This is a genomic window from Parabacteroides sp. PH5-46 (genome assembly GCF_029892785.1).
Taxonomy (GTDB): Bacteria; Bacteroidota; Bacteroidia; order Bacteroidales; family Tannerellaceae; genus DFXE01.
The window spans coordinates 161,241-171,863 of sequence record NZ_JARXXA010000010.1 but is presented as its reverse complement, the minus strand read 5'-3'; the positions used below and the strand labels follow the sequence as shown (position 1 = coordinate 171,863).

Here is a 10,623-nt window from a genome sequence, read left to right as displayed (position 1 = left end):
CCTGCTTTGAGAGCCGAGGCAGCTGCATTGAGGTTGGCTACCGGATCTTCGGGATAGAGTCTTACAGCTGTTTCGAATACTTCTGCAAACTGCGGACTTCCTTCCGGGTAGGTGTTGGCCACGAGGAACATCTCGTTGAGGCTCAGTTGTCGTGGCTGTGTTTTGATCACCTGTTTGGCTTCTTCCACATTGAAGTTCCTGGCATTGTAATCTATTCTTGCCACTACACGACGTAGTTGCGGGTATAGCTGGTGCAGCATCTGCTGGTAAGGTCTTCCACCATTGAGTGCCTTAAGGCGGTTTTTCCGTTCTTCCGGGTTGTAGTAGTTGATGATCGACAGAATAGTGCCTTTGGGCTCGATGAAAGATTGCTGTACGAGTCTTGCCAAGCCTTGCCAGTCTTCACCACCATAGCCTACCTGGTAGAGGTGTGAAGGAATACCGGCACGCATGGATAAATAATTACGCAAGGCTTCTGCACGTCCTCTGGATAGTTGGTTATTCCCCTGTACGCTTCCTTCGGGTGAGGCATAACCAGTGATGAGTACACTGGTTACGGTCAGATTCTTGTCTGAACGTATGCCAGCAATGATCTGCTCGATCTTGGCCAGCTCACGTGGGTTGTTTCCGAAACTCGGATTAATCTCTGTACGCGAGACGGGGAAATCGAGAAAGACATCGCTCTGTTCGCTTCGTGCTTTTACCTGCTCCGCTTCGGGGCGGATATAAGCTACATGGATAGAAGGGCTGTATTCTTTTACTCCTTCTAGTATGATACGGTTGGCCAGTTTACGACTTTCCCATTCTGCCGGTTCACCTCCACATCCACAGAGGTCGCACTGTACATCGAGCTGTGCTTCACGCATCCAGTTTTCATAAGGCACTGCCTGGCGGTAGCGAACCACCTTACGGTTTTCACCCTTGAGTGGAATCACCGCATAATGTGCCGAAGCAATCTGCTTCTGCCAGCCATTGAGTTCTACCTCCCTTTCAAAAGCCTTCTGGCGGTGGCGTCCGTTAACCAATATACTCTTCATCTTCACTTCCCGTCCTTTGGGAGAAGACAATACCGGAGTCAGTTCCAAAGAACGCTCCGTATTAAGCCGCAAATCCGTCAGGTCAATATCCATGATTAACAGTACGGAATCCTCCACTTGTCGGAGCGAATGCAACTTTAGTATGTCAGTAGATAACTGACAGTTGACAGTTGTAGCCAATAATGTTATATAAAGTCCGGCCAGTGTATATAATATCTTTTTCATATCCAATTATTTGATGATGTAAATTAGAGAGATCCCTGCTTTGGTAGGTCCAAAATAGTTTTTGGTAAAGTCGCCGATTTTTTCAGCGCATTTCTCACAAGGATACTTGGCATGATCGAGGTAGGCGTATCCAACCCCTACAGTTGCTTCTATGCTCCAACGCTTATTCAGTATCCACTGGTAGCCGTAGGAGATCCCTGCGCCGTAGAGGTAACCCTCGTAGCGGTGTTCATTGAGACCGAACATCTTCAGTCCTCCGACATTGTAGCCTGCTACGTGTGCATGTAAACCCATGAAGTGACCCATAAAGCGCTGGCAAAACCAGTAGCGGGCTTCAGGTTGTATGGCCCAATGCTTGAGTTTGCGGTTCTTAGAGAACTCCCAGGGGTTGTAGTTTACAGGTAATTCCAGCGTCCACTTAGGAGCCAAGCCGATTTCGAGACCGAGGTTCAGCGTTGTTGTCGCATCATACAGCAGGTTCGACTTAAGGGCCACATCCTGTGATTTCGTAAAAGGTGAGAAAAACGCCAGCATGGCAAACGCCACGACAGTCTTTTTTATCCATCCAACGGTTATACAATTCTCTGTTTTCATCAATGTTAGTCTTCTTTTTTTAAGGCTTCCTCTTCCTTTATTTTTACACTACCTATCACTTAGTGAGTGACAGAAAAGGAAGAAAAACCAGTAAGTTTCTGCAAATATCCACCATTTAAATTCGTCGGAAATACTTAATTCTTTTCAATATATTCACAATTATTACCCGTTGATTTTGTGGATATACATATAATATAGGCTGGAAAATATACACCGAAAGCCGGACAAACAAACAAAAATTGTCCGGTCGGGTAAGCTGTGCCCTATCAACATCAAAGTTCCACACCTTACAAGCCTCATCTAGAGGGCAAAGGCTGAAAAATATAGTGGGAGAACAGACTTTAGCCGGATTCGAATCCATTCAACGCTTCCACCTTTAACTTTTATGTGAGCAAAATCAATCTAATGCGTTTCCAACATAAATACGCTTCTTCTTCCCCAAACAGACCTATAACTGTCTAAAAACCAACCTAACAAACAGATTACTAGACTGTTTGTAAAATGTTTGCAATTTTCACTCTTATAAGGCTTATTCCTTTACTCTTGCAAATGGGCTTTTTTATTACAATTTGAGACGGATTTTACAGCACTTTTCAGCATCCCCTGTTTGTAAAAATGTTTCACTTTTTTATGAAACTATACAAACAAATTCTACAATTGCTTCAAATACAGGCGTTTGCATTTTTATTAAGTATATCTGCTGTCACTCACTAAGTGACAGATGTGTTGAAAACCAGACAGGTATTACAAATATATGCAAAATTCGCCATTCCTCCTTATCTTTTTTCTGGAAAATATAAATTAACTTAATATTTTATTGATTACATGGCATGGGCAACGGCTTTTGCTACCGTCTCATTGGCCTCATCGAGCACACTTCTGTCGAAGGAGGCCAAATAGATACGGGTAGTTGCCTCGGAAGTATGTCCGAGGGCTTCGCTGATAACTGCCAATGGCAGGTTTGCCTCCTTGGCGATGGATGCCCAGGTATGGCGTGCCACATGGGTGGTGAGCTTGTTCTTCAGCCCCAAAAACTGTGAGATTTCTCTCAACTTCTGGTTTTGTCTCCGTAAGCCGCTCTCATACTGCAAGCGGGGAGAGACATTTTTCCGGGTGATGATGGGGAGAAGGTAAGGGCTTTCTTCAGTGAGTGGCTTGAAGATCTCCAGTATATCCTTAAGTTTCCGGTTCACCTTCAGTTCGATTCGTTGTCCGGTCTTCATCCGCTTGTATGATATCACATCGTTCTTGAGATCTTCTTTTTTCAGGAAGGCCATATCCACGTATGACATACCTCTGGCATGGAAGCTGAAGAGGAACATCAGGAGTGCCTGTTGCAGGTGGAAAGGAAGTCCGGTGGGTTCTGAAGACTGTAGTTTAGCTTCCACCTGATCAAGCTGGTTCATCTCTTTTTTGCTCAGGGTACGCTTTTTAGTAGTATCATTCCCGGTGAATACATCGCGGAAGAGCGGGATACTGTGCACCTGAAAGAGGCCTTCTTCTGCAGCCTTGTTGTAGATAGCCCGCAGGTTGCGCATGTAGAATGAAATGCTGTTGCGTGCTAGCCCTTCTTCTGAGAGCTGTGACTCAAAGTTTTTCATCAGCAAGGGAGTCATGGCGTCAAAGGTCATCCGAGGTTTCTTGCTGAAGTTGATAAACCTGGCCAGTACCGTCTGGTAGGCTCTGGCTGTACGTATTTGTCCCCTTTTCAGCAGTCTTTCGACTAATTTGTCGGTGTAATCCGCCATGCAGATCTTTTCTTTATGCAGCCTGTAGGCGGCAGCTACTTTGGCAGCATCGGGTGTACCTTCCCTTTCAAGCCGTAAGGCGGTGGATTCAACAAAGTAGCGATCGCTTTCCAGCTCTGCTTTAGCCCATGCCAGGTGTGCGGATCGTTCCCCTCTAGCGGCCTGGGGGATAATCATCTGCCTGTCTAAATTCCACTCACAGGGATACAGTTGGATACGGGTTGAAACATTGTACGCGGTACGATTACTGATAATACGTACAAAAAGGCGAGAGGCACGGCCTTCCACACTGGAGGCGCGCAACATAAACTTTACAGAAATCATCTTATCTTTCTTTTAAGGTTAAAAAAATATTAGTCCACAAAGGATTAGTCTTTGAATACGGCAGCAAAAGTATAAAAAAAACACTAAAAAACACAAATTGTCAAAATGTTAATTTACCCCCTGCTTGCAAGCCGTATTTGAAGCTGAAGCAGGGTTTGCTTGTAAAGAGGGCGTTTATTTAATAGTTTGGCTTTGTCGTTTTGCAAGCTGCAGTACGCAGAACGGAACACGCAGTACGCTCTTTTGGTGTTCTTTGTTCATCATTCTACATTCTTCATTCCAAACCTGTCTTTTTGTTATCTCAAAAAGAATGGCTTTTTGGAGTGGTTTTTGCGTTAAAAAGTGTTTTGGGTTGCATATTTCTGCCACTCGATTTTTATTTGGCCGAAATAGTTAAAAAATCATTTGGATGAATTCCCGAAATCATTTGAATGTCTTTGTTCAATCATCCAAATGAAAGCAGGAAAACATTCAAATGAATTTCGGAAAATCAGTGATTTTTCTGAAAATCCGTTAAAATATGCCGACAATTTGTTAAAGTAAGTTTTATTTTTGAATTTTTCTTCGTTTTTGATTGAAAGCTGTGTTATCTGAAAGTGTTGATATGTAAAATTATGTAGTAATATAAGGTAATTTAACATCAAAAAGACACACCTCTTTTTTTGTAAATTTGTTTGAAAATATGGAGTATTTTTCGTTAGTTGTCGCTATCTTTGCCGTAAACCTCATTGCGGATGAGTAAAGGAACTAAAAGCATAGCTTTTTACCTGATGATGATTCTTGTGTTTGGTTCATTGATGTATTTTATTGTCAAACAAGGCGAGAGTCGACAGTTGGAAGGTGTCACAACATTAGGGGATGCTCCAGACAATCTGGAGGAGGGCTTTGCGGTTTTTTGGAAACTACTTGTCGAGCATATTACTTCACCGATAGGCATTCTTTTACTTCAGATTATTGTCATCCTGCTTGCTTGCCGTTTGTTTGGTTGGTTATTTCTCAAGATGGGACAGCCTACGGTTATCGGCGAAATATTGGCCGGTATCGTTTTGGGACCTTCTATTCTGGGACATCTGGCACCCGATGTGTCCTCTTTCCTTTTTCCGATAGAATCATTAGCAAATATCAATATACTGAGTCAGTTCGGGTTGATCCTTTTTATGTTCTCCATCGGTATGGAGTTGGATATTACCGAGGTGCGGAAAAAGCTGAAAGAAACGATACTGATTAGCCATACCAGTACGATTGTCCCGTTTTTCTTTGGTATGCTGACCGCCTACTTTATCTACAATAAATACGCCGAAAATACAACTCCTTTCATTTCGTTTGCTTTGTTTATCGGAATCGCCATGAGTATTACGGCCTTTCCGGTACTGGCACGTATTATACAGGAAAAAGGACTTACCAAAACCCATTTAGGTACAATTACGGTTGCCAGTGCGGCGAATGGAGATATTACGGCCTGGTGTTTGCTGGCTGTTGTTGTTGCGATAGCCCAGGCCGGAACCATGCTGAGTGCTTTTTATAACATCCTTTTCTCGGGGGTGTATATCTTGCTGATGTTCTTTGTGATCCGTCCGTTTCTCCGGATGGTAGGACATATTTATCACAACAAGGAGGTGATTGATAAAGGCCTTGTGGCATTAATGTTTCTGATTCTGATTCTTTCGTCTTATCTGACGGAAATACTGGGGCTTCACTCCTTGTTTGGCGCCTTTATCGCGGGTGTTGTGATGCCCAGCAATCTGAAGTTCAGAAAGATCATGACAGAAAAGGTGGAAGATGTTTCTTTATCGCTATTTCTGCCCCTTTTCTTTGTGTCTACCGGTCTGCGGACAGAGATCGGTTTGTTGAATACGCCTGAGTTGTGGCTTACCTGCGCGATCATAACATTGGTGGCTATTGTCGGTAAATTCGGTGGAGCCTATTTCTCTGCCCGTTTTGTGGGCGAAAGTGTTAAGAACAGCTTGTATATCGGAGCCCTGATGAATACGCGGGGATTGATGGAGTTGGTAGTCCTGACAATCGGTTACGAGATGGGGATACTTACTCCTCCCGTCTTTGTGATGCTTGTGTTGATGACATTGGTCACTACCTTTATGACTACACCTTTGATCTCATTTATTCGCTTTTGTTACCGTAAGCGCGACAGGCTTTTACAAGAAAAGATACGTCAATCGCAGGAGAGCGTTTTCAAGGTATTACTCTCTTTTGGCCGGGCAAGTAGCGGACAAACCATGCTGAATGCAGCCTATCAGATGTTTTCCAAAGGGAAAGACAAGCTAGAGATAACCGCTCTGCACCTGACAGTAGGATCGGATGTGAACCCCTTGCATACCGATAATTTTGAAGAGGTAAGTTTTGGCCCCATTCTCTATGAAGCCCAGAAATTGGGTATACCGATAAAAACCCGTTATGAAGTATCTTACAATGCCGAACAGGACATTGTAAACATAGTAAATGAAGGAGGATATGACTTCCTGCTGGTGGGGGCGGGGATCTCATTAAGCAATTTACCGGCAGACGTAGCGGTGAACCGCTTCAGAGCTTTTGTGTATAACAAGTATCTGCGCAAGTTTAAGGCGCCGGAGTCCTGGTTTTATCCCGGAGCTCTGCTGAAGGACAAAACAAAGATATTTATCGAGCAAAGCAAGTGTGCGGTAGGTGTTTTTATTAACCGCGACTTTACCAAGGCAACGAACACACTATTAATCGTAGCTTCCGAAGAAGATCTATTCCTTCTGAATTATGCCAGAACCTTGCAGCAGGCTGCCTTAAGCAACATCAGCCTTGTAAATAAAACAAGTTCTACTACGCCCGGCGTTGAAAAGATAAAAGAAGCCTTCGACGAATTTGCCGGAACCGTTAAGCACAGCCGGATTTTGCCGGATAAAGACCTGAGTCCGGAACTGTTTGACGGATACAATTTTATGTTAATTAGCTATCATACCTGGAATGATGTGTCCGAACATCGCAAGAAAGCCTTGCAGCGGATGCCGTCTACACTTATACTTAATAAATAAATCAATCATGTTATGAAACGTTACATCGCTGTATTGTTGCTGTTTGTGTGGAGTCTATTGAGCCTTCAGGCACAAGAAGACAAGTGGAGAGGTTTGTCCGTTGATATGCTTCACGGAAAATTACAAGTGTCGGAAAACGGTCGGTATTTACAGCATAAGGATGGCACACCCTTTTTCTATCTGGGCGATACAGCCTGGGAATTGTTCCACCGCCTGAATGAGCAGGAAGTGGAAGCGTATCTGGAAAACCGGCGAGCAAAGGGATTTACCGTGATACAAGCCGTGATATTGGCTGAACTGGATGGCCTGAATGTGCCGAACAGATATGGAGATACACCGCTGAAAGACATTCGCGAAGTTGTACCTAACGAACTTTACTTTAAGTGGGTAGATAAGGTTATCAGAATGGCCGAAGCAAAGGGCTTGTATATTGGCCTGCTGCCAACCTGGGGGGATAAGGTAGATAAGGAATGGGGCGTTGGTCCCGAAATATTCAATCCGGCCTATGCGCAAGCCTATGGAGCCTGGTTGGGTAATCGCTATAAACATTTTAAGAATATAATCTGGATTAATGGAGGTGACCGCTGGGGAGGCGATGGCAATTACCCTATATGGGATGCCTTGGCGAAAGGAATAAAAAGCAAAGACAAAAACCACTTGATGACCTTCCATCCGCTGGGTGAGAATACCTCCGGACAGTGGTTTCATAACAATACCTGGCTGGACTTTAATATGAGCCAGACTGGTCATTGCCAGCGAAACTACGAGGTATATGAGCGGATACTTGTGAAAGATTACAACCGATTCCCGGTAAAACCTTGCATAGATGGCGAACCCCGTTACGAGAATCATCCCGTATGCTGGAAGCCAGACTCATTGGGCTGGTTTGATGATGTAGATGTGCGTCAGGCTATGTACTGGAGCCTCTTGTCGGGAGCCTTTGGGCATACATACGGATGCCATGATATCTGGCAATTTAAAACAGCAGAAAGAGAAGCCGTAGGACTGGCACGCGGAGATTGGGAATCGTCTTTGGATTTAGCGGGAGCTTATGACCTTATTCATGCCCGGCGCCTGATGGAGCGTTTTGACTGGGAAAACAGAGTACCGGCCAATGAGATGATTGTTTCGGAGAATACATCTTTTGATCACAAAATAGTAGCCCTTCGTGGAGATGGCTATGCATTGGTTTATTTTCCCAATGGCGAAAACGCCACGATAGACATAAACGAAGTGTCAAAAAAGCAAGAACTGCAGCAGGAATGGTTGAATCCCCGCACAGGGGAACTAACTTCCTCCGGCAGATTGAGCCGTGGTGTGGAGCATAAAATAATACCTCCTTCTTCCGGCAGGGGCAATGATTGGATTTTGATCGTCAGGGAATAAACGACTTATTGTATCATACTTTTTTGATAAAAGTGTATATTTGCCGATAATTTATTTACAAGAAAAGCAAATCATATGAAAAGACTAAGCCTTGCAGCGTTGGCAATGTGTATGTTATTGTCATGCGGCGAAAAAAAAGCAACAGAAGAGCTTACTGTGTCTGGCCTGAAAAAGGCAGATTTTGTTTCAACAACTGCAGATGGGAAAACGACCGACTTGTATGTGTTGAAAAATAAGAATGGCGTAGAAGCCTGTATTACCAATTATGGAGGCCGCCTGGTTTCTATGATGGTGCCCGATAAGAACGGGAAACTGACAGACGTTGTATTAGGGTATGATAATATATCCGACTATCTGTCTATTGATGGGAATTATGGTGCATTGATCGGTCGTTATGGCAACCGTATCGCAAATGCCAGCTTTACGCTGGATGATGTGGAGTACACACTTCCGAAAAATGATAGCAGAAACTGCTTACATGGTGGGCCAAAAGGCTATCATACCCGTATCTGGGATGCTAAGCAAACAAACGATCAGACGCTGGAATTGGTTTATCTGTCTCAGGATGGTGAGGCCGGATTCCCCGGTAACTTGAACATCAAGGTTACATATACCCTGACAGACAACAATGCGATTGATATCCTGTATGAAGCTACAACAGATAAGCCTACAATCGTGAATCTGACGAATCACAGCTACTTTAACCTCTCTGGTGTAGCCGGTTCTAAAATCCTGGATCAACAGATTATAATTAATGCCGATAATTATACCCCGGTAGATGGTTCGTTGATTCCGACAGGTATTGCTCCGGTAGAAGGTACACCGCTGGATCTGCGTATGCCAATAGCGATCGGCGCTCAGATAGACGATTCGTTTGAACAAATGCAGAAAGGCCGTGGGTATGACCATAACTGGGTGTTGAATACAAACTGTGATATCAATACCTTGGCGGCAAAAGCCGTATCGTTAACCAGTGGCATTGCTCTGGAAGTGTATACCAATGAACCGGGTATCCAGTTCTACACAGGTAACTTTATGACAGGTGCCGATAAAGGCAAGCATGGTGTTGTTTATCCCCACAGAGGTGCTTTCTGTTTGGAAACCCAACACTATCCCAACAGCCCAAACACTCCGGACTTTCCCAGCACAGTGCTCCGTCCGGGTGAAAAATACAAGAGCCAGTGCATCTACAAATTTACTGTTCAGCAGTAAATTTATAAAATTGAAAGTTGAAAGAGCCTACTCTTCCGGGGTAGGCTCTTCTACTATCAGAGAATCACCATTCGCTGTCCCCATAATTCCTACTCCCCCTTCGATATTACTGAATATGCGAACAGGTTCGGCCAAGCCTACATCGGCCAGGTGTTCATCTAGCCCTCCTCCGTCTTTTATCTCTATTATAGCTTTCAAATAACGGTAAAGATTTTCGGATATGGCATATAGGTTTACTTTATATAAAGCGGGGGAGATTGAATCCGGATAATTAGGGTAAGGATCATAGTAGTATCGAGGACTTAGTTTGATAGTGTATTCTTTTCCGTTTATAAGGTCATCAGAAAATACCCGTCCGTATTCACCGGATAGCCAATCATATCCCAACATCTCTTCCAGCGCCGAAATATGACTTGTAAACAGAGGGTCCTTTGAATAATCCAGACTGTTAAAATCCGCCCATTTGTATTCACCGGTAAATATAGCTTCATATGTTTCGGGATCATATTCAAAGACAGGATATCTCTTTTCAAAATTGATAAGGTAGTAATTTTTCATATTCGGATCGTCTTTGATTGTTACCTGCAACTCCACCGTATTATACACTCCGTAGTTTTCTACATGTTTAGTGTTTATCGCTTTGAGGTCTTTTAAGTATGAATTTACAAGTATACGGTCTTCGGTAGATACTGCTTTAAATCCTTCCGCTTCAGCTGTTATTCTGATATGATCACCGGCTACAGGTTGGTAATGCGATATGTAAAATCCGGTATTTGTTTTGTAATAATTGGAATACCAGTCTTCATTTACTTGTTCCTTCCATATCAATTGGTCTTTAAATTCTCCATTAACATATAGTTTTACGTTGGCATCTGTTATGTCAACATCGGGGTAATTATCTGTGTAGAACCAGGTCCTGGAAAGGTACACCTTTACGGAATCTCCGCTAAAGACAACACTATTGAGCACTAGTTTAGCTTCGGGCCGTAGATGCTCCAAATCTATTTCTTTCGTACAAGAAAGAGATAGGAAAGTAAAAAGAATGAAAAGTATAATTTTATCTGACTTCATGGTCGT

7 protein-coding genes are annotated in these 10,623 nt (G+C 43.5%); 3 read left to right on the top strand and 4 right to left on the bottom strand.

All coding sequences use genetic code 11. The features are described 5' to 3' along the window. The 3 genes from M2470_RS12005 to M2470_RS11995 form a co-directional block, all read right to left on the bottom strand. On the bottom strand, nt 1–1,262 hold a 1,262-nt coding region (locus M2470_RS12005), incomplete at its 3' end, for a DUF3868 domain-containing protein (protein ID WP_280745109.1). A 6-nt stretch (nt 1,263–1,268) separates the two neighbouring features. Then, nucleotides 1,269–1,796 carry a DUF3575 domain-containing protein gene (locus M2470_RS12000; protein WP_280745233.1) on the bottom strand — a complete coding sequence of 176 codons (528 nt, stop codon included), beginning with the start codon at nt 1,794–1,796 and terminating at the stop codon, nt 1,269–1,271. Between the two features lie 881 nt (nt 1,797–2,677). Next, complete coding sequence (locus tag M2470_RS11995; protein ID WP_280745110.1) at nt 2,678–3,928, bottom strand: site-specific integrase; 1,251 nt, start codon at nt 3,926–3,928, stop codon at nt 2,678–2,680. A gap of 734 nt (nt 3,929–4,662) precedes the next feature. Between M2470_RS11995 and M2470_RS11990 the strand changes: the two genes are divergently transcribed. The 3 genes from M2470_RS11990 (at nt 4,663) to M2470_RS11980 (ending at nt 9,546) form a co-directional block, all read left to right on the top strand. Next, nucleotides 4,663–6,948: a cation:proton antiporter gene (locus M2470_RS11990; protein WP_280745111.1), complete on the top strand. Its 2,286-nt coding sequence runs from the start codon at nt 4,663–4,665 to the stop codon at nt 6,946–6,948. Nucleotides 6,949–6,960: 12 nt separating this feature from the next. Further along, nucleotides 6,961–8,334, top strand: coding sequence for a glycoside hydrolase family 140 protein (locus tag M2470_RS11985; protein ID WP_280745112.1), 1,374 nt, complete (start codon nt 6,961–6,963; stop codon nt 8,332–8,334). Nucleotides 8,335–8,409: 75 nt separating this feature from the next. Further along, nucleotides 8,410–9,546 carry an aldose epimerase family protein gene (locus M2470_RS11980; RefSeq protein WP_280745113.1) on the top strand — a complete coding sequence of 379 codons (1,137 nt, stop codon included), beginning with the start codon at nt 8,410–8,412 and terminating at the stop codon, nt 9,544–9,546. Nucleotides 9,547–9,573: 27 nt separating this feature from the next. Here the strand turns inward: M2470_RS11980 and M2470_RS11975 are convergent, their stop codons facing one another. Further along, the gene (locus M2470_RS11975; RefSeq protein ID WP_280745114.1) at nt 9,574–10,617 is read right to left on the bottom strand and encodes a DUF4249 domain-containing protein; all 1,044 of its coding nucleotides are present in this window, start codon (nt 10,615–10,617) and stop codon (nt 9,574–9,576) included. Nucleotides 10,618–10,623 lie beyond the last annotated feature (6 nt).